We start from the raw sequence: 23,099 nt of genomic DNA on the forward strand, positions 1-23,099 counted from the left end.
TTGAATAGTGTTGTTTAAGTCTGAGAAATAAACTGTTTCTTTTTCTTCATCAGTTGCCAAGTACCTGTGGCAGCAAATAAACCGAGAGCAACGGTTGTACTATGTTCGGGTACCTTCTTAGGGGGGGGTGGAGGAGGAGTATAGTAAGGGGCTGTGCCTTTGAGTTTGCTACTTCCTTCACGACTATTTCCAGAGCCTACACTCATCAGACGCACTCCAAAATTTTGCTCAGAAAACTGAGCCAGAGTTAAAGCTTTTGATATGTGAGATAAGGTAAAAGTGGTTGATTGAATGTCGCCTTTATTTCCCCCAATACCTTCCTTACCTATTTCTACCCCAGCATCAAAGAAATTCTTCTGATTACCACTGCCATTAAGATTGTTGCTACTACTGCCAACAGAGGTAATTGTCCCAGCAGGGCCAAATTTACTGGCTGTTACATCCGTACCTGTGACTTGCATACCGCTAAGAAGCGAGTCGTCCAAAATGTTGAAGAAAATACCGCGTATATCGGCGATGGTGTTGCTGCCAGTCGCCAGATAATCTACTTTAAATTGGACTTTACCCGCTCCTGCTATTTGATCGTCCAAGGTAAACTTCACTCTAGTATCATAACCTGTGAAGTCATCGATGGTAAAAGACAAAGAAGCGGCATTGGCAGGAGCAAAGATAGCGGCAGCTAATACAACGGTAGTAGCAGCCAAAAAGGATGGTACTGCCGACATTGAAAAGAAATTTTTCATGTTAATTCAGCACTTAGAAAACACAATGGTGAGACTCAATAAGTAAAAAAGAGAATGTAATAAATCGCTACCCAGTTGATGTTAAAAGCACCCTATGAATGAGTCTTATCCAATCCTAAGTACTGATATAGAAGTTGTCTATAATACAGTTTTAGATTTAAAAACACTTTTTTTTTGGCTTCATAATATTAAAAAACTCAGTATTGCTACTGAGTAATTAAATTTAGAGATGGAAGAAAAATTGTTAATTTATTTACCTATAATCTACCGCGTACTGAACTAGTTGACCTAAGCGCTGACGTAAGGTTTCTAAGCCCAAACGTTGACGCGCAGAAAGAAACACCCCTAAAGGAAACTCTTCTCGTGCTTGAGCGAGGGTATCGCTGTCTACTTGGTCAATCTTATTAAAAGCGACGACTGCGGGACCTGGTGTTACTGGCATTTGTGCCAAGATTTCCCTCACAGAGCGAATGTGACTTAACCACGCTGGATGAGATAAATCTACCAGATGCAATAAGGCATCAGCTTCTGTAACTTCCTCTAAAGTGGCGCGGAAGGCATCCATCAGAGATGCAGGTAGTTCGTGGATGAACCCTACTGTATCTGTTACTAGAATTTCTTGGGGTTGTTCAGTTGCTGCATGGGGAACCACTAAGCGGCGTGTGGTTGGATCGAGGGTAGCAAACAGCTGATCGGCTGTGTAAACCTCGGCGTTAGTGAGAGCATTCAGCAAAGTAGACTTGCCAGCATTGGTATAACCAACGATCGCCACTGAGGGAATTTCTCGATGTTGCCGTCGCTGGCGTAACCGATCTCGATGGGCTTGTAGTTGGTTAACTTCTTGCTGTAAGCGGGAAATACGACGTCCAATGGCACGTCGTTCAGTTTCTAGTTTAGTTTCGCCAGGACCACGAGTACCAATACCACCACCAAGTCGGGACATTGCCTGACCTCTACCCGCCAGTCGTGGCAGCATATATTCCAACTGTGCCAGTTCTACTTGCAGCTTACCTGCACGGGACTGAGCACGTTGGGCAAAAATATCTAAAATTACTTCAGTGCGATCAACTACTCGGATACCGATTTGAGTTTCTAGGTTACGAGCTTGGGAAGGTGAAAGATCGCGATCAAAGACAATAAGATTAGCTCCCAAGGTTTGGGCGGTGAGGGCTATTTCTTGCACTTTTCCTTCCCCGACAACCGTTTGGGGATGAATGCGCGATCGCTTCTGCCAGAGAGTCTGCAACACCTCTCCGCCAGCAGTGTCTACTAATCGTGCCAATTCCGCCAAAGTGTCTTGGAATTGTTGGGCGCTCATGTCATCAGTCATTACCCCGATGATGACAACGCGATCGCGATCGCTACTTACTTCTTGGGCAACAAACTCACGCTGGAATTCTTCTTCCAGCCCTTCCACCATTTCGATAAAATCCTGCTGCGAGAGCACATCCAAACTCATGGGTGGCGACACGCTCCAATTAGGAGATTGGACTTTACTTGCCTCTAACTTGGCAGAAGATGGACTGGTGATCAGGACGCGAGATTCTTGGGGTATGAGGTGTGCCAAAAAAGCTTCTTTGACGTAACCTGTTACTCCACCACCCCGCTTTTGAAATCCTGTTCCGGTAATGTTGAGTACAACTAGAGCATCGAGACGCTGTAGTGCCATCGCTGTCAATGCCGCTTCACTGGGTGAATCTGGCTTGAGTTGAGTGGCGATACAACGGATACCGCTAAGTCGTTCTGCACCGTAACGGGGCAATTCTAATGGTGGGATTTGCGTTTGACGCACAGTGCCTACCCCCACGCGGATAACTTGTCCACGACGATTGAGGTAGGCACATACAGGCTGATTGATTTCAGTACTGATTGCTGCCAAACGCTGGGCAAACTCAGACGTTGTGATGCGATCGCCCGGAATGCGCTGGTGATACAGCCGCTGTAGTTGCTTAAGCTGGCTAGACTTTAAACCCTGAAGATTACCGAAGATAGTCTCGATAAGCGTCTTCTACCAGTAAACTGGTTCCTCGAATCCTACTTTTTATATTTTACAATACTGTTTTTGTGTCAAAACTCTTACTAATGGCGGATGCGTTATGGATAATTGTTCCCATCATCAAGATTTAACGCTATTTTGTAATCAAGCCCTGCACCCTATAGAGCTATGGTAACTACACGCACTCCTTCGGCACAAAGGGTTGTATTGAGAAACATCAGCTGGCAGACCTTTGAAACCATGCTAGCTGAAATGGGAGAGGAGCGAGCCTCTCGACTTACCTATGACCAAGGTACGTTAGAAATCATGACTCCACTCTTGCCTCACGAATATTGGAAATGTTTAGTTGAGCGCTTAATTTTTGTGCTGGGGGAAGAGTTGAATTTAGAAATTTTTCCTACAGGTTCGACAACTCTAAAACGGGAAGATTTGCGGCGTGGTACGGAACCAGATAGCAGCTACTATATCCAAAATGAAGCAGAGATGAGGAATAAGTTTGAAATTGACTTGAATAGCGATCCACCACCTGATTTAGTAGTAGAAATAGATTTGACCAGTTCTTCTTTGGATAAATTTCAAGTTTATGCTTCTTTATGTATTACAGAACTTTGGCACTACGACGAAGGTGTGCTGCGAATATATCAACTGCAACAAGGGCAATATGTAGAGTGCAGTCATTCACCAACTTTTGCAAATTTACCTTTAATTGAAATTCCGCAATTTTTAGAGGAAAGTCAAAGAGTTGGGGTGATGGAGATGACGCGACATTTTCGGAATTGGGTGAGAGAACAGATTTAAGTAAGAGAAAGTTTTTCAGTTTTAGGTAGCTAATTATGAAAATTTTTACAGCTTATATTGAATGGGATGCTGAAACAAAATTATATGTTGGTATTGTACCTGGAATCCCAGGCGCTCATACTTAGGGTGCTACTTTAGATGAGCTTAAGGAAAATCTCAAAGAAGTTTTGGAGTTGTGTTTAGAAGAATACAAAGATTCAATGGAAGATTTACCTCAGTTTGTAAGGTTACAGCAAGTTCATGAAAGTTTCGCCACAGCTTCTTTAAAGTCGGGAACTCCTTGAATTAAAGGTGGCTAACGAGATTCAAATACTCGTTAACTAAGCTTCAATACTATTGAATGAAGTTCAAATACTGATTCATGAACCTCAAGTACTCATGAATGAAGTTCTAACACTCATTAATCAAGCTCAATTACTCGTTTACGAGATTCTGATACTCACTAATGAAGCTCAAATACTCACTCAGGAGGTTCTAACACTCGCTAACGAAGCTCAAATACTCGCCAGCGAGGTTCTCATCCTCATTAAAGAGGTTCTAATCCTCGTTCACAAGTTTGTAATAGCAATGAACAAAATAACTATCACCGAAAAGAATAATTCCTACTCCCCTCTCCTTGGTAAGGAGAGGGGCTGGGGGTGAGGTTTCCGCCACTGCTTCACTGCTGTTTGTAACTCCTCCGACAACCAGCTATCAAACTGCGGATATACTGGCAGCCTTGGCACTAACTCCCACCCCGCAGGCTGTAAAATTTCTCTCAATTCCTGCTTTTGAAGATGAGGATAATCGGGATTCACTTCATCTTTTGGCCCGATTCCGCCTAAGTCTCTTGCGCCTGCTTCTACACAAGCGATTAACCAGCACTCATCTTTGACTAAGTTTGGCGGTATTTGGATAGTAATATCTGAGGGTAAAATTTGACGTGCCTGAAAAATTACTTCTGGTAGTTGATGGGGATCAAAGGGTGGTGCGTCAAAAGTTTGCTGATTTCCGGGGCTATGAGGTTGGAGGATGACTTCTTGGATGTGATGGTAACGGTGGTGGAGATTGGCGATCGCTACTAATGTCTCCCACCAATCAGCTTCAGTTTCTCCAATTCCCAATAACAAACCTGTTGTAAACGGAATCTGTAATTCTCCCGCCCATTCTAATTGTTGCAGTCTGACTTCTGGCTTTTTACTTGGTGCGAATTTATGCACGCTTTTAAGTAGTTCTGGGGTTAACTGTTCTAACATTAACCCCATAGAAACGTTTACATTCTTGAGCTTTTGCATTTCCGCAAAACTCAATGGCCCCGCATTTGTATGTGGCAAAAAACCAAATGATAGTGCTAATTCGCACAATTTATAAATCCGCTCACACCACGCTTGACGCTGCGATGAATGGGGATGTACTTCACCACTGAGTATTAAAATTTCACAGATTTTTTGGTGCTGAAGTGATTGAAGAATACTTTCTGCTGCTGCTATTGTTATCCAAGGACTTTGACCCGATTCGCTGCGAAAGTTACAATAGGTACATCGGTTAAAACATTCGTAAGTAGGAACGATTGTGTAAGCAGGACTATAAGTAACTAAGGGGGAATGAGTATTTAGCATGGAAATAGTACTGCTAACCACAGTAAAGCATAAAAAGAGTTAATACTACAGTCTTAGCTTTTATACTCAATAATTATTTTTGAATTGTTTGTAACGAATAGCGAGATAAAATATTTTTGATTTTCAAGTCGCTAATTTTTGCGATCGCCTCTACTAATTCTTTCTGTTCTCCCTGCAATTCTAGCTTTGCTAAAGCTTGAGCAAAATTATCACCAGTCCGTAGATTTTGATTGAGTTGATTAATTTGGGAAAAATCTAAAACTTTCATAATTTCCCTATTTCTGCGTTGACGTACAGCTTGTAGTCGTTGGCGCATTTGGGGTGTCAGCTCCATCTGTGGGGATGAGTTGGCTATCTGGGCAAAAATTACAGTTGAATTAGTGCTAAATTTCGCTATTTCTGCCCAAGCAAGTTCTGAGGGAAAAAATATATAAACAAGAACAATAGCTAATACAGACAGTAGTTTTGTAAGTTTGATAGCCATATTTAATTAGAAGGCAGAGGGCAGAGAGAAGTTTGTAGGCGCGGAGCGACTTCCCGTAAGGGTGCGGTGAGCAGCGCCTTGGTGAGCCAGCGCTCTTGGTAGGGTTTCCAACGGACAGTTCCTACAACGGGGGAGACCCCCGCAACGGACTGTCCTCCTCTACAGGCGACTGGCGTAGACACGTAGACGGACGTAGTCCGGCTTCTCGCAGAGTAGTGGATAAGCGAAAGTAAGGGTTCCCCGACTTGTGGCGACTGCGTACACGCGAAGCGGGTTCTCGTTAGAGTACCCGGAGGGAGGTTTCCTCCAAAAGCGTTGCTCCTCCGAAGGAGGCTCAAAGCTTCGGAGAGGCAGAAGGAAACGGGGGAAGGGATACGGGGACGCGGGGAGGACACTTCCGTGCGGAGTTCCCTCCGTTGAGGAAAGTGTCCCTCGACAAGGAGAGAGGGGGACAAGGGGACAAGGTTTTTTTCTACTCCTATTCTCCCACTGTTCTCTGTTCCCTATTCCTCGTTCCCTATTATTCCGACCTTTGAATTCTATTAATTTCTCTTTGCAGTTCTTCAATTTTTTTCCGCAAATTTTCTACTTCTTGATTTTGGTTAGTTTGTGCTGTCACATCTACTGCTCCGGATGCAGGCGATCGCTGATAATTTCCTTTCTTGATTTGTTGATATTCTTCTGATCCTGCCCATTCCTTGAGATAATGTACTCGTTCCACAGCAAAGGGATGAGTGAGCATCATTCCTTGAGCGCCGTTGTAGATTAAAAATTTATATATTTGATTGAGTCCATCTTCATCTAAAGCCTGATAATTTTCTGATTGTTGAATAAACTCTTGTAAGCTGCATTCGTTGGCATATTTTATACTGCCACCTGAAATTTTCATCATCGATGACATGACAGTATTTAAGTCATCAATCACTAACATAGCAGCCCGATCTGCTGTTAGTTCTGCTTTGCGTCGCCATTCAAAAAAAGCATAAATCAAAGCACTACTGACAAAATTACCGATCCCAAAGGTTAATTCACCCAAGGCAGAAGCAGTGTTCATCGCCCACATGGCCATTTGAATTAAAATAGTATGACCACATTTAATATGCCCCAGTTCATGGGCTAACACCGCCCTAATTTCGGCTTCGTCAAGTAAGTCTAAGACCCCTGTATTTATGACTATATAAGGATGCTCTTGCCCCAATGCATAACTATTTGCAAGGGGATTTTGCGATACAAACAGTGTTGGTTCTGGGTAAATATCCAAATCCCGCACGCATTCCCGAAACATCTGGTAAATAGTGGAATATTGACGAGGCCCGACTTGGATAGTGTTGCCCATGAGATAAACTAACTGGGGGCGTTCGTAAACAAATTCCACAAATTTACGGGCAATTAAATCAAAACCTGGGAAACTGCGTAGGGCTTGTTCGGCTTGCCGATCTAAAGGATGCCTAAAAGCTTCGCTGGAAATTCCTGTATAAGTTGGCATAATTCAGGATAATTGGGATCGCTCACTAGTTATGGGTCATTGGTAACAACAAATTACTAATGACTGATGACTAATGACAACATACATAATGGTAATGGGGCTTTTACAGGTAAATTTACTTTGTATGGGATGAAAAGCGTGTGATTGAGGCAGAAGTTCATTTATCATTACATAACTTCCTGCGATCGCAGGCGGGTTTCCCTTCGTGGCCCCATCATTTGACGATGGCACGGTTGGTAGCACGCGCCTTGCGCTTGGAACGTAGCGCCCTAATTCAGGTTGGCGCAGTGTGTGGCTATCAAGGACGTTATCGTACAAGCTTCGTAGCTTCGGCATTGATGTGGCCTGGCCCTGTGATTATAGTTGCCCCAGAAGATGTGCAGCAACGCCTTACAAAAGTGGAAATTCCCCGCCTTCAACAGTGGCTACAAGTCAGTAAGGCAATTAGAACAGGTGACGCTTGGCCTGGTGGTGAGTTCCAAGGACTGTTGTTGCTTTCTCCTCAAGCTTGGTTAAAAGCACAACTGGCAGAAAAAGAAGAATTTCCTAGTGGCATTCCTACAATTATTGATGGCGTAGACGATTTAGAAGATTGGGTGCGCGAGCAACTCACCGTGACTTTGGAAAGCAGTGATTGGGATCAACTCATGCTGGCTTGTCCTAATCAAGCTGAGGCAATTCGTTCTGCGCGAGTACAATTGACACATGAACTATTCCAACATCCTGCTAATCCCTACGAGTGTTATCTAATTTCTCAACAAGAAGTAGAAATCATCAGCCACCTTTATTCAATTTTGGAGCTAGCAGATTTACCGGATGCTTGGCAAAAGTTTTGGCAGCAATTTCAAAAAGTAAATGCAAAGCTTGCTTCTTCCTCTTCCTTATTGTGGGCGACAATTGCTCGCCGACAAGGTTTATTTTCTTTGCATTGTGTTCCTATTGAAATCGCGAAAATACTTTCACCGATTTGGCAACGACAACCGGTAGTGTTAATTGGTAATACTTTAGAACCGGAGACAGAAGCTCCAATTTTCCGTCAGCGCTTTGGATTGGGTGAGTTGACTTGTCTGAAATTCTCAGATAGCCAAACAGAAGCAATTCAACTGTATGTACCATACCAATTGCCTTTGCCTAATACTCCGGAATTTCAAGCTGCTTTTATTCACAAAGTTCGTACCCTGGTTTGTCTAAGTGCCACATCGCCAGGCTTGACGGTTGTGTTGGTGGGAGATGTGCCACTCAAGGCTCAGGTAGGGACAATTTTGGCTTCGGAGTTTGGTTCGCGGGTGCAAGTGGAAAAAACTTGTTTGGATGAAAATGGCATTTTAGTAACTGGTTGGGAATTTTGGCGAGAGCATCAAGCATATTTGCCTGCACCTCAGCTAATCGTCATTGCTACCTTACCCTTGCCATCGCTGGAAAATCCTCTTGTGGCTGGTAGAGTAGCTTACTATAAGCGATCGCATCAGGACTGGTTTCGTTTATATTTGCTGCCAACTGCCCTGAACGAATTGCAGCGAGCGATCGCTCCAGCGAGAGAAAATCAAGGAATCGTGGCTTTACTTGATAGCCGTGTAGTTAACCGTAGTTATGGCGCTCAAGTTTTAGCTGCCCTTAGCCCTTTAGCACGCATTAACTATCTTGATCCCAGCTTATTTTCCCAATCTAGCTAGGATAATTCCCCGTAGTTAACTAGATTGAGCAACTTGCCCGTCTCTATCGGGCAGTTATCTTGTCCAATCCATGAAAAAATATAAATGCGATCATAATTAGGATTAAGAAAACCCGAACACAGAAGCAATTTTTAATCCAAAATCCAAAATGCTATAAGCGTTATTATCAGCCTTAGAAATGATTTGATTTCTGAATATAGGTTAAACAAATGGGTGAAGCAAAGCGTCGTAAAGCCACACTGGGAGAAAAGTACGGCAAGGATCAAGATCCTCGGATTATGCCTTGGGTTCCAATTACTAAATCCCAAGCAGAACTGTTTATGAAATGGACAACTCGCGGTGCCTGGATTGGTATTGGTGGTTTAGTTGTAGCTTGGGTGACAATTCGTTTTATCGGCCCAGCTTTTGGTTGGTGGCAAGTAGTCTGAATTAAGAGATTTCGAGATTTTGTAAAAAAGACAGCTAGGGTAACCGAGCTGTCTTTTGTATTTGATTTTTTGCCCTTGTGAAATATTTATATTAATCACCAAGCACTCAGTGATATCGCTGTATTTAAATTATTTTATACTAGTAATACATTTATTTTTATTTGAATTTACTTTATTTAACAAGTAATTTACAACTCTTTTTCTTATCAAAGAATAGTGTAATTAGCTACACTTTTTTAATGGCTTAATCAAAAATACTGCCTAAATGGCAACACCGATGAAGAAGGTTTAGTTATTGTCAGGGATAAGTCAAACGATTTGGGTTTTACATTTGAGATAGTGGATTAAGTAAAATCACTGTACGGTTAACCTCTGTAAAATTGTTACTAGATTTTTACTAGATCACTGCAAATCTCAGATTGCCAAGGTCATCTACCAAACTCTATCCAGGATACAATGGGTAGCTGAACCACAACTTGGGTAATTTCTAATCACGCAATCATATCAAGTACATATCAACTACGGATATAAATTGCTCAGAAAAGACGTGTGAAATGGTGTAAAACTAGACTATTCTCCGAGTCTTGGCTGTAAACTGCCAATTAGAACGCAATATGTGATTTTTCTGTTGTTGACTTGTGCTAATTATGAGTTACTCTTATAGCGGGTTGTTTTATGCAACCATCTGCCCTGATAGAAGTGTATAAAGATAATATTAGGCTTGGCAGTTCTGTCTGATATTTTGTTTTTGCAAATTGAATATTTTGATACGGCACCTCTAGCCGCAATAAACTACCTTAAGCTAGGTAGCTATTTATCAACTTTATCTATTCCTGGGAATTGTAATGAATAGCTTACAATACCAGTTAATGAGAAAATCTAAAGAAAATATAAAAGGGATCACATGACCGTGGTGGTAGGAGGAAACTAGTGTTTCTAAGATTAGCGCAACAGCATCGACAATTCGTCCAAGACTTGGTAATGAACCTGCAAGCCTTGGCTATTGTACTTGAGCGGCGTGGTTATCCTGCGTCTTGCTATACCTGTGGCGACCAAATGAATAGTGCTTCGTTTATGGTGAGCTTGGGAGAAAATCACCTGATTAGGTTTTTGGTTTCTGATTACGGAATTACCTGGACAGAAATGCGAGATGATCGCGAATTGATGAAGTTAGAGGGTGCAGAAGCAGTAAATCAGCTACAAGAACTAGCAAATATTGTCAAGTACCCAACTCAACCTCCGCTCGCTAACAAAACCCTCGCCAAGCGCTGCTAATTAGACTGCGAACTTTTAGGATAGTGCGAAAAAGTCATACTTGAGATGGTAGAGCGGAAATTGGAATTCTCTTTACGGTCTCTGGCCGACTCAATAGTATAAATCTGTTGACTGCTTGAGTGTGTAGTTAATCTCTACTCTCCAATCAATAGCTAGTATCCTTTGTGTTGTTGGAATAGCAGAAATTGGCTTTTCGTCAACTACTAAAATTGATTTCAAAGTATTTCTATTTTGTTTTGTTAAGCTTTGGCATAATTGCTATTGCTTGACTAAAACTTGACTAAAAAAGGTCACAATCCATTTCCAATTAAAATAAAGGGCGCCCAGTAGTAGGGATGGCTAAGATTAGCCTCTATTGCTGCTGCTAAGTTGTTATTTCTACTTTGTTGAGTATTAGCAGATAGCTTTCCAGTGATCAAAGCAATTTGTGCTTGTCGTAAAGCTTCGACTTTTGTTAATTTTCTTGAAGGTAAGAGTGTATAAAATGCACTCATCAAAGCTTGGGTACCACCATCATCTACAGTCCACAAGGAAGCAATTGCCGACTTCGCACCAGTTTTTTGAATCTGGTAGCCAAAGCCCAAAATTTCTTCTCCGTTACCCAACTTACCTCCTAAGCCAGTTTCGCAAGCACTTAATACTACCAAATCTACGCGGGGTAAAGACCAAGTTGCGACATCTCTGAAGGTGGCGCGATCGCCATTCCCAAATAAAATAAAGGAGTCTTCTGGCTTACCAGCAATAAAGGCTGCATGAGTTGCTAGATGAACAATTGTGTAATCATCCATCTGAGGTACTGTCATATCAAGGCTAAAGGCATCATCTAAAATTTTCTTGGTATTGGGTACCGTCGCTGCTAAATTTTCTACTTCTCTGGCAGCAAAAGGTAATCCGGAAAAGGTAAGTTGTCGGTTAGCCACTTTCACTTGATAACTGCCTTTGGTGAATGCTGCTGCTAAAACGCGTATTGCTGATGGCGGTGGGCTGTTAAAGTTAGTTAAACTAGCTGCGGTAATGTGATTGATACTAAAGCGCTGGATCAGCCATTGCTTGCCATCATGTAAGGCGGCTAAAGGAATATAGCGCAACTGTCCATCTGGTGCATAAACAATTGTTTTGACATTTGCGTTTTTGAAGTCGTTTTCAATAGGTTTGATTAGCCAGTCATATAACTGACGTGCAGGTTTTTTGACATCTAAGCTGGGATTTTCTAAACCTTTACGAAAGGCTAGTATAGTTTGATTAAGCTTGTCTTGCCCAACAGCAACGCTACGGCGGATTGGTGGTGAGTCAGGAGTTACTAGTACTAGTTCTAAGCTGTCTTTTAAAACCAGAGGATAAACAAGTACAGATTTTTCCGGCAATTGCGATAAATTATCCCGAACTTGGTTGAGGCTCTCTAAGTCCAAATTTTGCCGTCTTGCCGTGCGGTTAATTTGTTCTACTTGGGCTTTCACATCTGGACTATTGATGAAGTTGTTAAATTCCTCTAAGATTTGCTGCTGATTTTCTACCAATTTTTGAATTTGCTGTTTTTGTTCGGGCGATCGCTGCTCTAGAGGAATTTCCCGTAGCTTTGTCAGTTCTTTGCCCATTACGATAGCGCTATCTAGAGTTTTATCTAAGTTTTGTTTAATAGGCTTTTCTGCTGCTGCTAACTCAATGCCTTTGGCAGTACGTTGATTGCCTTGGACATTATTAAGATATTCCTCTAGTTCTTCGACTTTGATTAAATCCATGATCCGTTGCCCTTCCTCGATGCGATCGCTTTTGAGCAACCCTTCACCCAAAGCGCGGTACGTCTGAGCAACGGTTAAAGTATAAGCATCTAATTTTCGTCCAGAAAAAGCTGCTGGATTGAGGCGAACTTTTTCACGGTTGTTGACGCAGTGCTTGTAAAAGAAAATTGCTAATTCTGGCTGGTTCTGGGTTGAGAGTAAGTATCCTAAATTACTATAAGTTTTGCCAAGAGCAATGTGAGTCTGCCCAGGAGTTTTTTCGTTGAGACTAAGTTCTTTGTTTAGAACTAACGCTTGCAGATAGGATTTGAATGCTTGCGAATTCTGACCTTGTTGTTGATAGACTCTGCCAATATTGTTAAATGTTGCAGCTTCTAAAGCTAGATCGCCAATTTCTCTGCTGATAGACAAAGCAGTTTGTAATTTCTGTTGTGCCTGTTGAAATTTACTTTGCCGAGATAGGGCGATCGCCTCTTGATGCAGTCGCACAACATTTTGAACAGGTGTTGAAGCTTTAGCATTTACCGCATTTTTGTTTTGAATACTTGTATTTTTAGCGACAGAAGTAGACGTTGAAACTATCACCTCCAATCCTAAAAAAATCAGTATGGTGGCAGTAACAATATGGCAATAAAATTTTCGAGGGTACATATAAAACCCCCTATATGGTTTGCTGATGACTAGAGAAAATTAGTTGCCAAAGGCGACTATTTTTTATGCTATTTCAGTTGTGGAACATCTTTAATAGTTGCTACGAAGATTTAAGATGTCTGAAGAAAAACAAAACAATAACCAATTACCCACAAGTGCTATTGCTAATCCATCCAGTCGCACACCTGAGTACTGGTTTGAATACCCAGTCAGAGTACAACCTCACCATACCGACTATTTAGGCGTAGTTTGGCACGGTACTTACATAGCTTGGATGGAGGAAGCGCGAGTAGAATGCTTGCGTTCGATAGGTATTGAATATGCTGATCTAGTGGCTTTGGGTTGCGATCTACCAGTTGTGGAACTCTCGCTACGCTATCACCGCTCAATTCAATTGGGTATGGTGGCGGTGGTAAGAACGCGTATGGCAGAAGTGACAGGTGTCCGCATCAATTGGGATTATGTGATTGAGTCGCCCAATCGCCAGGAATTGTATGTTACTGGTACGGTGGCGTTAGTGGCATTAGATCGTGAAAGAGGCAAAATTATGCGTCAGTTACCTGCAAGTGTTAAGGATGCATTAGCAAAGATTTCGACATCGTTCAAATAAGTAAAAGTTAAAAACCAACTTAGGAATCGGACAACCCATGTATTATACATTTCTGCTTCTGAAAACTGGATTCTGAATTTTGATTGAGAAAAATACCCTGTAGCTAGATAGTAGACTGAAAAATTAAAAAACACCGATCCCCGACTTCTTAGAGAAGTCGGGGATCTTGATCATCGCTGTAAGGTTTGAGTTAGCTTTACTATTTGATTCCAAATATCTTGAGGACCAATGCCATAACCAACCTGTAACAAGACAATAACAGCAGCAATTATCAATGCATTTTTTACAGTTGTTTTGATGACTTTAATTAAAATAGTGAAGACTATCCAAGCTATAATTAGTGCAACTAGCATAGTTATCAGTTCCTAAAGAGTCGCCCTTGTTTCAGAACTGCTTCTGGGAAAAAGGCGAATTTATTTTGTTAAGAATTCTTACTATTAAGACTTTTAATTTAAGATATTCAAGCTCGCCGACACTAATCAATATTTTGACTCGTACTTATTGATTTGTGGTTAACGCAAAAAAACAAAAACTGACTACATCAACACTTTTGTTGTGATGTTTACCTACCCATTATTACTTAGAATATTGCTCAGATATTTTGTGTAATTTTTAGCTATTAATAAATGGAAGATAGCACAATTCCATATATTTTGAGTAGTTTTTTTAAGAGTTATTTTAAATAATTCTTATAACAAATTGTTTTTCTATATGCAAAAATTATAGTTAGTTAGTAATAATTTTTTGTTTAAAACCCTGACTTAACCCAGAAAACACTGAAAATTTACATCAGTGACTATTAAAATTAGCGCATTATTACCGTATAAAATTTAGTGTGAGGTGTGGTGTGATTTATAGGAGTTTGGTTTTAACGCTGTTCTCTGTTTTTGCACCATTATCAGTTGTTTTATCTGCATCAGCGCAACAGTCGCGTACGAATAATTCATGGCTTGACCGTCCGCTCGTGAACTGGAACCGACAGGGAACCGATTTTCCACAACTGCCAACTCCATCCAAAACCGCAGGTGAATCGGCGTCAGTAAGTCGGTGTCGAGAGCAAGTGCGTCAACCAACGAGTGCAGCCGAAAAAGCTGTCGTAAAAAAGGGCTGGACTTTATATGGTTCGGCACAGAGTTTTGGAACGACAACGGTTTTTACAGCAATGTCGGGTGTGGATGGAATGTGCCGACCTTTGGGTTATCAGGCTTTTGTGTATTCTGAAGGCAGGTATGCCGGAACACTTTCGCCTGTGCCAATGGACTCACGTACAGACTCTTCACTAACCAACATCCGCCTGAACAGTGCAACGCGTATTGCTGGGGAGTTCGCACGTTATAGTAAGTCTGATCCGCTCTGCTGTCCGTCGAAAACAAGTACCGTACAGTATAGTGTCAGAAATGATGAAGTTCCAGATCTTACGCCTGTCAATGTGAATACCTTAGCAACGTGTCAAACGAAACAGACAGTGGAAGCTGGCAATAATAACAATGCTGCTTCGCTTTTTGGTAAGCGATGGATTTTAACCGAGATTGGAGAACAGCGATTGAGTGATAACAAGCTCTACATCGAATTTGACAATAAACAAAGTAGAGTTGTCGGCGACACCGGATGTAATCGCTTTTTCGGTGGATTTGAAATTAATGGTACGTCGCTGAAGTTTTCACCTTTAGCCAGCACAAAGCGGGCATGTCTGACGACGGAGGCAAATCGCCTTGAAACAAATTTTTTGCGATCGCTACAAGAAACAACACGCTTTGATGTTCAGGAAAAAATATTACGCCTTTATGCAGGTGAACGTCAGGTGCTTGTTTTTACGAGTCAGTGAAGCATGGAAATGTTTGATTGGATAAGTAGTGGCGATCGCAATTTGGATGCAGATAACACGATGCAAATTGGGAAAAAGGCAGCGTTCAGTAGGAAACTGAACGCTGATTTAGTTAAGCTTTTTATCGTAAAGAAATGATACGCGAGCCAGAACCTATATTTTCAGAGGCTAGCAAAACTTCTTGTCTAGCCCATCGATCCGCAGTCAAAATATCATCTAAAGAAGGATTTGAACGGTTATCGGATGAAAAGCGATCGCACACCCATTCGATACACCGGGCAATATCTAAATAACCAATTTTTTCATCTAAAAACAGAGCCACCGCTTGTTCATTTGCGGCATTTAAGACAGCAGGCATAGAACCGCCAGCTCTGCCAGCAGCATAAGCTAACTGCATACAAGGATACTTTTGGTGATCCGGTTCTCGGAATGTCAGATTGGCAACTTTGACTAAGTCTAGTCGTTCCCAATCAGTGTAGATGCGATCTGGCCAAGATAAAGCATACAGTAATGGTAAACGCATATCAGGCCAGCCCAATTGAGCTAATACCGAAGTATCTTGTAGTTCAATTAGGGAGTGAATGATGCTCTGAGGATGAATAACAATCTCAATATTGTCGTAATCCAGCCCAAACAGAAAATGAGCTTCTATTACTTCCAGTCCCTTATTCATCAAAGTAGCAGAGTCTACAGTTATTTTCCGTCCCATCGACCAATTTGGATGTTTGAGAGCGTCGGCTACAGTTACCTCTGCTAGTTTTTCTGTTGCCCAATCCCGGAAAGCACCTCCTGAGGCAGTGAGTAAAATTTTTCGCAATCCACCTTTTGGTACGCCTTGCAAACACTGGAAAATCGCAGAATGTTCGGAGTCAGCTGGTAGTAATTTTATTCCATGCTTCTCAATTAAGGGTAGAACAACAGGGCCTCCAGCAATTAAAGTTTCTTTATTCGCTAAGGCAATATCTTTACCAGCTTCGATAGCAGCGATCGTAGGCAACAAACCTGCGCAACCAACAATACCCGTAACTACAGTTTGAGCATCACCATACCGAGCAACTTCTATGACTCCTGCTTCGCCAGCGAGTAATATAGGTTGGGGATCGACATCGGAAATTAATTCGCGCAGCAGTGGCAATTTCTCTTCTAAGCAAATTGCTGCTATAGTCGGTCGAAATTGCCGAATTTGCGAAGCCAACAATTCCACATTGTTTCCAGTTGCTAATCCCACTATCCGGAACTGATCTGGGTACTGAGCAACTATATCTAAAGTTTGAGTACCGATTGATCCTGTAGAACCAAGAAGAGTAATCGCTTTCACATTCACAATTATTTAAGGATTGACAGACAACTCCACTATAAATTGCTTAGGACTCGCAAATAACAGCAATTCAATTACATTCTTATAAGTGATTATCTACGCAATTATCAATCTAACAACAACCAATCTTTCCCAAACCACCAGTCTATGGTTCTAAAACAGTTAGTTTTCAAAAAAGATTTGTTGAAAGAAGATTCAGTATTTCCAGGCGTAATGTGGCTTGCCAGCAGAATGGTAATTTGGAGTGCCATGTTATTGATTGCTACTGTACTCGCTGCACCACCAGGAGGCAAGGCTGCGGCATTTGGCTGGGAAGTGTTTGATGCTTGGGATAGCATACACTACCGCAGTATTGCTACTTCTGGGTATGAATACATCGCTGACGGCAAAGGACATAATATTGCTTTTTTTCCTTTGTTCCCCTTAATTGTTAGGGGTGTTATGAGCCTTGGCTTTCCGTTTGAGGTGGCAGGAATATTGGTAAATAATATAGCCTTTTTGGCAGCACTTTACTGCGTATATTTTTGGATAAAAGAATCTTACAGCGTACAAGCTGCACGTTGGGTAACAGCAGTTTTAGCTTGGTGTCCACCATCATTATTTACGGCAGTTATTTATACCGAGGGGTTGTATTTGCTTTTGAGTACAATGGCTTTGCGCACATTTGAAGAACATCAGTACAGCTGGGCTGCTCTTTGTGGAGCTATGGCAACAGCAACACGCCCAACAGGAATAGTACTGATTCCAACGTTTCTAATTACTGCCTGGAAAGAGAAGCGATCGCCTATTGCCTATTCGGCTGCTTTAGCTACTTCAACCGGGCTACTACTATTTAGCGTATACTGCGCCCTAGAATTTGACGATCCCTTAGCATTTATTCATGCACAACGGGGATGGCGAGACACTTTGGGATTCGATTGGCTGGGTTGGTTGAAAATGTTTATGCAAATTACAGTTGGCACAACCAATTGGAATTACGGCTACATTAAAAATCCTCTGTATCCTTTATTGTTTGCCATCATTGTTGGCTTAGGGTATTTGCTATGGTGCTACCGTCAAAGATTGGGTGCTGCGAAGGTAGATTATGGCTTTGCAATTTTATTCTTATTTTTATGGATACTCGTGGGCGATCCTTTGATTAATACTGTTTCGGTTTTAGGGGGAGCTTACTTGTTATGGTACTTACGCAAACAATTAAGTTTGATAATGGTGATTTATGGTTTTTGCGGCTTGGGGTTAATTCTTGCTTCTGGCGGAACTTGGTCATTAAATCGCATTGCCTACGGAATTGTATCATTAAGCATCGCCTTGGGTGTATTGTTATCTCGCCAGCCTCGTTGGGGATATTTAACTCTGTGCTTCTTCGCAATTTTACTTGCTAGTTTCTCTGTCAGATTTGCCCAAGAACTCTGGGTAGGATAGGCAAGTTTATCATGTCCGTTTAAAGACTTATCATTTAGGTTGACGCGGAGAAAAGGAGACGCAAAGATGCGGAGAAATTTTGATGATAACTGAAGTCAAAAGAAGATTGTTGCTTGTAACTGAGGGTGAAAAAACAACTAATTAAGCTTGGCAGTATTGGTTGGATGATTGGCGTGAGTACCTTATTTCTATTAGGGTGCAGCAGTTTACGGCACGAACTGTTTCAATCATCTGCCTGGGATCTAGGAATTTTCGATCAGGCGATTTACTTAATTAGCCAAGGACAGTCTCCAATCTCTTCATTTTTAGGATTTCACATTCTTGGAGATCATGCTGCAATCGTTCTTTATCCACTGGCTTTGCTTTATAAAATTTACCCTACAGTTTATTGGTTATTAATTGTACAGGCTATTGCTCTAACATTAGGTGCGCTGTTTATCAATTATCTTGCCCGTCAAGCTGGATTAAACACGCGTCAAGCAACAACTATGGCAGCAGCTTACCTGTTATATCCATTGGTATTTAACATTAATCTGTATGATTTTCACCCAGAAGTCATAGCTCTACCTGCACTGTTAGGAGCAATTTTAGCTGCTCGTCTGAAAAAGATTAGCTGGTTTTGTTTCAGTATTATGTTGGTGTTGGGATGTAAAGCGGTATTATCTCTGACAGTGTCAGCGATGGGATTTTGGCTGCTGGTATTTGAGAAAAGGCGATTATGTGGTGCGATCGCTCTTTTGAGTGGCATCGTTTGGTTTTTGATCGCAACTAAAGCAATCATCCCATTTTTTGGTGGCGAAGCCGCTTCAGTAGCACGTCACCTCTCACGCTACAGCCATTTCGGCAACTCTTTCATTGACATCGCTCAAAACCTACTCCTCCAACCCAATTTGGTACTGGGAAAAATCTTTTCCTTCGCGACTCTAGAATATTTAGCTTTGCTGATTGCGCCAGTCTTGTGGGGAATCTCACCTAGATATCTTTTGCCGTTGGTAGGCGCTACTCCCACATTGGCTTTAAATATTCTCGCTAATGCCACTCAACAGAGAAATTTAGTCCATCAATATTCTCTACCAATCCTACCTTTTCTCTTTGTTGCTGTGATTCAAACCTTTGCCAATCGGTGTGCTTGGATACAAAAACCACGCATAATCCTCCTTTATTCTTTAGTAGCTTTTTTAGCTCTGGGCAAATACGGCTACTTCTGGACAATTTATCTAGATTCTTTGGATACTTGGCAAGCAACACGGGAAGCGATCGCTCTAGTTCAAACCAAAGGAGGTGTTTATACAACTGCTGAAATCGCACCTCACTTAACTCATCGTCCACTGATCGAATTTACAGATGCCAATTCACCACCAGCAGATTTAACAAAATTTGAATACATTCTCTTAAATGTTCGCCATCCAGGCTGGTTGAGTAATCGAGATTTTGCAACCAATTTGGTTAATCAACTCAAACACACACAAGTATTTCAACTTAACTACCAGCATGATGACGTTTATTTATTTGTCAAAAACTCTTCTGGTGAAAAGAGCGAGAAGTTAATTTAACAAGAAGCAGCGAGGAACCCCTCCATATAGCAATACAGTTCAGTTAAGGCTAAAACTCTTTGTTAAAGTTAATTTTTTAACGAACCACAAAGGACACATTAGACGCGGAGCGGTGAGGGGGGTCGCAGTCTTGGCGTTTCCCGTCACGATTGCGAACCCCCGAACCTGAAAGGCTTCCCGTAAGGGTAGGACGCAAAGAGAAGAAAAAATGCTTAACTAAACCGTATTGCTCCATATAGTAGTCTGTCAAGGTGATTTTGATGGATAAACCAATTTTTGATTTTCTTCTTTTTCTCTTTCTACCCTGCGGGTAGACACGTAGACGGACGTAGTCCGGCTTCTCGTAGAGTAGTGGCTTCTGTAGACGGGCTTTGCCCGGCTTCCCGTAGGGTAAGTAGCCGCTTGCGCGTCTATGCGGTTCGTTCCTTTATCTCTCAATTCAAACTTGACATAGTAATATTCCCCAGTCCCCATTTTTCCTGAAAACAGAAGATGCGAAGATATGGAGGTACTCATAATGATTGTTACAGCTAAGGGTGATAAAACAATTTTTTAAGCTTGGCACTGTCGGTTGGATGATTGCCATTAGTGCTTTATTGTTTTTTGTGTGCAGCAGCACGCGCCATATATTATTTCAGTCGGGAGCTCTCGATCTGGGGATCTACGATCAGGTAGTCTATTTAATCAGTCAAGGAAAGCCACATATCTCTTCTTTTTTAGGCTTTCATCATCTGGGCAACCACGCAGCCTGGGCAGTCTATCCCTTAGCTCTACTCTATAAAATTTACCCAAGTGCTTACTGGTTATTAGCTGTGCAAGCTATTTCTCTGGCGTTGGGTGCTTTACCTACCTATTATCTTGCCCTTCAAGCAGGATTAAAGGAAAGCCAGGCAATAGCAATGGCAGGTGTTTACCTGCTGTATCCGCTAGTTTTTAATGTCAATTTGTTTGAGTTTCACCCAGAAGTAATGGCAGTTCCCGTTTTTTTGGGGGTAGTTTTGGCAGCACGGCAAAACCAAGCTACTTTGTTTTGTTTAGGCATTATCTTTATTTTGGGTTGTAAAGCTGTGTTATCACTAACAGTGGCGGCAATGGGTTTGTGGCTGTTAGTGTTTGAAAAAAAGCGTTTTTATGGAATATTTGCCATTATTGCTGGAATCAGCTGGTTTTTGATAGCAAGCCAAGTTATTATTCCCTTTTTTAGTAATAATGAGGCAGCAGCAGTAGCACGTTACAGCTATTTGGGGGATTCTGTTTTAGAGATTGCTATTAATTTAGTTATTAAACCAGAGCTAATTTTGGGGAGGGTATTTTCACTCAAAACACTAGAATATCTGGCGCTTTTAGTTACACCACTAATTTGGGGATTGACACCACAACATCTAACTCCTTTAGTGGGTGCAATGCCGGCATTGGTTTTAAATATTCTTTCTGACAAGCCAGAACAACGCGATTTAATTCACCAGTATTCTCTGCCAATACTGCCTTTTTTGATTATCGCTGTAATTGCCAGTCTAGCCAATGACAAAGCATGGTTACGTACCAGAAGGGCAATTCTTTTATGGGCGCTTGTAGGTTTTATTGTTTTAGCAAAGTATGGCTATTTTTGGTCGCGATATTTAAGAAGTGTTGATAACTGGCAAGCAACACGGCAAGCGATCGCCCAAGTTCAATCCTCAGGTGCTGTTTTAACTACCCATAGCATTGCGCCTCATTTAAGTCACCGTCAGACAATCCATTTTGTGGATGACATTAGTGGCTTACCTGAAGACATCAATCAATACGACTATATATTGCTCAATGTACGTCACCCAGATGGCACTCGTAACCCGGCGTTTGCTGCTAATTTTGTTAACCAACTTCAAAATAATCAATTATTTCAACTGCGCTACCAACGCGATCAAGTCTACTTATTTATCAAAAATCCTTCTCTCAACTAAGATGAATATTGTTTTGTCTTACAGTTATATATCTTCTGCCATCAATTCTTTTACTTCTGGTCAACTAAAAAACTGAAAATTCACTATCCACAATCTGCATAAGTATGAATATGACCAGATTAAAAAACTTTATAAATCAACTTATTATTATACTTCTCTTTGTTGGCTTTGTACTCACCATTAGATTTCAACCGATTTCGCAAACATTTGAATTTGATTATGATGAGGGTTTTAATTTAATTAAAACCTTTCTTTACTCACAGGGCTTTTCTCTATATACGCAAATTTGGAATGATCAACCACCTCTTTTTACTGTTTTATTATCACATTGGTTAAACTTGTTTGGTTACTCAATCTTTGCTGCTCGTTTATTAATACTTTTATTTTCAGCACTATTAATATATTGTTTTTACAATCTCATCAGTAGTGAATTAGGAAAAATACCAGCATTGACAGCCACAATTCTATTATTTACGTCATGGCTATATATTCGCCTCAGTATTTCTGTAATGATTGGTCTTCCTTCACTATCATTGGCAATGCTATCTATTTATTTATTACATCTTTACAAACAAAATCATCGCAGATTTTATATTATTCTTTCTGGAATCACTTTTGCATTATCTTTGCAAACTAAGTTATTTACTATTTTTCTTGTACCTTTAATATTTTTTTATATAATTGATTTTAATATTAAAACTATTGCCAGTAGGAAAATATCAAAAAAAATACTAATCAATACTGCTTTGTGGTTAATACCTTTGGGATTAATTTATATTTTAATTGGCGTATTTTTTCAGCAATTTTGGAATCATGATCAACTAATTACTACTCATCTCAATCAACCTCAAAATTTAACACTAGAGAATTTTAATAATCGAGAATATCTTAGTTCTATGCTTAGTCAAGATTACGATTATATATTTCTAGCTTGTATTGGGATTGGAGCAATTTTTTTAAAAAGATATAGAAATGGGATATTTCCTTTCGCTTGGCTAATAACAGCTGTACTGATTTTACTAAATCATCAACCACTTTGGTATCACTATTATCCTTTAATTGCTATTCCTATCTGTTGGCTAGCTGCCTATGGAGTAGCATTCTTATATGATTCATTTTTCAAAAAAAAGTTAATTAATACTAAACAGCTTATTATTCCTTCTTTATTAGTTGTGATCCTGATTGGCTTAGTCATATTAACTCCTCCTAATCCAAAAGGAAGCGTCCCCAGAAATATGGAGTTGATGCAACTGGTGTTGAAATATAAAGATTCTACGAATTGGATTTTTACCGATCGCCCCATATATGCTTTTTATGCTAGATTACGTGTTCCCCCCGAAATTGCTGTGATGTCATATAAAAGGCTTAACTCTGGAGAACTAACATCTCAAGAAATACTTTCTGTTTTACAAAAGTATCGTCCTGAGCAAATTGTTCTAAGTAGGTGGACTTATCAACTGAAAAGTGATAATAAATTTCTAGCTTATATCAACGCCAATTACTCAAAAACTTATACAAATTCAATCGGTAGTGAGGAACATTATATTTGGAAGTAAGTCT

20 protein-coding genes are annotated in these 23,099 nt (G+C 40.9%); 10 read left to right on the top strand and 10 right to left on the bottom strand.

What is annotated here, in order from left to right:
* Nucleotides 1–14: 14 nt before the first annotated feature.
* Both QUB80_RS09165 and hflX read right to left on the bottom strand, forming a co-directional pair.
* A complete protein-coding gene (locus tag QUB80_RS09165) occupies nt 15–743 on the bottom strand; it encodes a hypothetical protein (protein WP_289789199.1) in 729 nt (242 codons plus the stop codon).
* 253 nt (nt 744–996) lie between these two features.
* Nucleotides 997–2,742 (bottom strand): GTPase HflX, encoded by a 1,746-nt coding sequence (gene hflX, locus QUB80_RS09170; RefSeq protein WP_289789475.1) that lies wholly within the window; start codon nt 2,740–2,742, stop codon nt 997–999.
* Between the two features lie 165 nt (nt 2,743–2,907).
* On the opposite strand from hflX, the gene QUB80_RS09175 reads away from it, so the two are divergent.
* Nucleotides 2,908–3,537, top strand: coding sequence for a Uma2 family endonuclease (locus tag QUB80_RS09175; RefSeq protein WP_289789200.1), 630 nt, complete (start codon nt 2,908–2,910; stop codon nt 3,535–3,537).
* Nucleotides 3,538–4,139: 602 nt separating this feature from the next.
* On the opposite strand, the gene cofG is transcribed toward QUB80_RS09175, so the two are convergent.
* The 3 genes from cofG to QUB80_RS09195 all read right to left on the bottom strand — a co-directional run bounded on the left by cofG (nt 4,140) and on the right by QUB80_RS09195 (nt 7,105).
* Nucleotides 4,140–5,135: a 7,8-didemethyl-8-hydroxy-5-deazariboflavin synthase subunit CofG gene (gene cofG / locus QUB80_RS09185; protein WP_289789201.1), complete on the bottom strand. Its 996-nt coding sequence runs from the start codon at nt 5,133–5,135 to the stop codon at nt 4,140–4,142.
* A 73-nt stretch (nt 5,136–5,208) separates the two neighbouring features.
* Nucleotides 5,209–5,619, bottom strand: a complete 411-nt coding sequence (locus tag QUB80_RS09190; protein ID WP_289789202.1) for a hypothetical protein — start codon at nt 5,617–5,619, stop codon at nt 5,209–5,211.
* 520 nt (nt 5,620–6,139) lie between these two features.
* Nucleotides 6,140–7,105, bottom strand: a complete 966-nt coding sequence (locus tag QUB80_RS09195; RefSeq protein WP_289789203.1) for a M48 family metallopeptidase — start codon at nt 7,103–7,105, stop codon at nt 6,140–6,142.
* A gap of 140 nt (nt 7,106–7,245) precedes the next feature.
* On the opposite strand from QUB80_RS09195, the gene QUB80_RS09200 reads away from it, so the two are divergent.
* The 3 genes from QUB80_RS09200 to QUB80_RS09210 all read left to right on the top strand — a co-directional run bounded on the left by QUB80_RS09200 (nt 7,246) and on the right by QUB80_RS09210 (nt 10,481).
* Complete coding sequence (locus tag QUB80_RS09200) at nt 7,246–8,778, top strand: helicase C-terminal domain-containing protein (protein ID WP_289789204.1); 1,533 nt, start codon at nt 7,246–7,248, stop codon at nt 8,776–8,778.
* 209 nt (nt 8,779–8,987) lie between these two features.
* Nucleotides 8,988–9,206 carry a DUF2839 domain-containing protein gene (locus QUB80_RS09205; protein ID WP_289789205.1) on the top strand — a complete coding sequence of 73 codons (219 nt, stop codon included), beginning with the start codon at nt 8,988–8,990 and terminating at the stop codon, nt 9,204–9,206.
* 930 nt (nt 9,207–10,136) lie between these two features.
* Nucleotides 10,137–10,481 carry a DUF1815 family protein gene (locus tag QUB80_RS09210; RefSeq protein WP_289789206.1) on the top strand — a complete coding sequence of 115 codons (345 nt, stop codon included), beginning with the start codon at nt 10,137–10,139 and terminating at the stop codon, nt 10,479–10,481.
* A gap of 290 nt (nt 10,482–10,771) precedes the next feature.
* Here QUB80_RS09210 and QUB80_RS09215 read toward each other — a convergent pair whose 3' ends face one another.
* Complete coding sequence (locus QUB80_RS09215) at nt 10,772–12,871, bottom strand: CHAT domain-containing protein (protein WP_289789207.1); 2,100 nt, start codon at nt 12,869–12,871, stop codon at nt 10,772–10,774.
* Between the two features lie 115 nt (nt 12,872–12,986).
* On the opposite strand from QUB80_RS09215, the gene QUB80_RS09220 reads away from it, so the two are divergent.
* A complete protein-coding gene (locus QUB80_RS09220) occupies nt 12,987–13,481 on the top strand; it encodes an acyl-CoA thioesterase (protein WP_289789208.1) in 495 nt (164 codons plus the stop codon).
* Nucleotides 13,482–13,651: 170 nt separating this feature from the next.
* Here QUB80_RS09220 and QUB80_RS09225 read toward each other — a convergent pair whose 3' ends face one another.
* Entirely contained in the window at nt 13,652–13,834 is a 183-nt protein-coding gene (locus QUB80_RS09225) for a hypothetical protein (RefSeq protein WP_289789209.1), read from the bottom strand.
* A 494-nt stretch (nt 13,835–14,328) separates the two neighbouring features.
* Here QUB80_RS09225 and QUB80_RS09230 point away from each other — a divergent pair, with 494 nt between their 5' ends.
* Nucleotides 14,329–15,306: an META domain-containing protein gene (locus QUB80_RS09230; RefSeq protein ID WP_289789210.1), complete on the top strand. Its 978-nt coding sequence runs from the start codon at nt 14,329–14,331 to the stop codon at nt 15,304–15,306.
* A 121-nt stretch (nt 15,307–15,427) separates the two neighbouring features.
* Here QUB80_RS09230 and dxr read toward each other — a convergent pair whose 3' ends face one another.
* Nucleotides 15,428–16,624 (bottom strand): 1-deoxy-D-xylulose-5-phosphate reductoisomerase, encoded by a 1,197-nt coding sequence (gene dxr / locus QUB80_RS09235; protein ID WP_289789211.1) that lies wholly within the window; start codon nt 16,622–16,624, stop codon nt 15,428–15,430.
* A 147-nt stretch (nt 16,625–16,771) separates the two neighbouring features.
* Here dxr and QUB80_RS09240 point away from each other — a divergent pair, with 147 nt between their 5' ends.
* Both QUB80_RS09240 and QUB80_RS09245 read left to right on the top strand, forming a co-directional pair.
* Entirely contained in the window at nt 16,772–18,046 is a 1,275-nt protein-coding gene (locus tag QUB80_RS09240) for a mannosyltransferase family protein (protein ID WP_289789212.1), read from the top strand.
* Between the two features lie 164 nt (nt 18,047–18,210).
* Complete coding sequence (locus QUB80_RS09245; protein ID WP_289789476.1) at nt 18,211–19,599, top strand: DUF2079 domain-containing protein; 1,389 nt, start codon at nt 18,211–18,213, stop codon at nt 19,597–19,599.
* A 76-nt stretch (nt 19,600–19,675) separates the two neighbouring features.
* Here the strand turns inward: QUB80_RS09245 and QUB80_RS09250 are convergent, their stop codons facing one another.
* Entirely contained in the window at nt 19,676–19,849 is a 174-nt protein-coding gene (locus tag QUB80_RS09250) for a hypothetical protein (protein WP_289789213.1), read from the bottom strand.
* The gene (locus tag QUB80_RS09255) at nt 19,846–20,115 is read right to left on the bottom strand and encodes a hypothetical protein (protein WP_289789214.1); all 270 of its coding nucleotides are present in this window, start codon (nt 20,113–20,115) and stop codon (nt 19,846–19,848) included. Before QUB80_RS09255 ends, QUB80_RS09250 begins: the two co-directional genes overlap by 4 nt.
* Nucleotides 20,116–20,135: 20 nt before the next feature.
* Between QUB80_RS09255 and QUB80_RS09260 the strand changes: the two genes are divergently transcribed.
* Nucleotides 20,136–21,539 carry a DUF2079 domain-containing protein gene (locus QUB80_RS09260; protein ID WP_289789215.1) on the top strand — a complete coding sequence of 468 codons (1,404 nt, stop codon included), beginning with the start codon at nt 20,136–20,138 and terminating at the stop codon, nt 21,537–21,539.
* Nucleotides 21,540–21,649: 110 nt separating this feature from the next.
* The gene (locus QUB80_RS09265) at nt 21,650–23,095 is read left to right on the top strand and encodes a glycosyltransferase family 39 protein (protein ID WP_289789216.1); all 1,446 of its coding nucleotides are present in this window, start codon (nt 21,650–21,652) and stop codon (nt 23,093–23,095) included.
* Nucleotides 23,096–23,099: the final 4 nt, after the last annotated feature.

Origin of the sequence: Chlorogloeopsis sp. ULAP01 (genome assembly GCF_030381805.1) — a bacterium.
Lineage (GTDB): Bacteria > Cyanobacteriota > Cyanobacteriia > Cyanobacteriales > Nostocaceae > Chlorogloeopsis.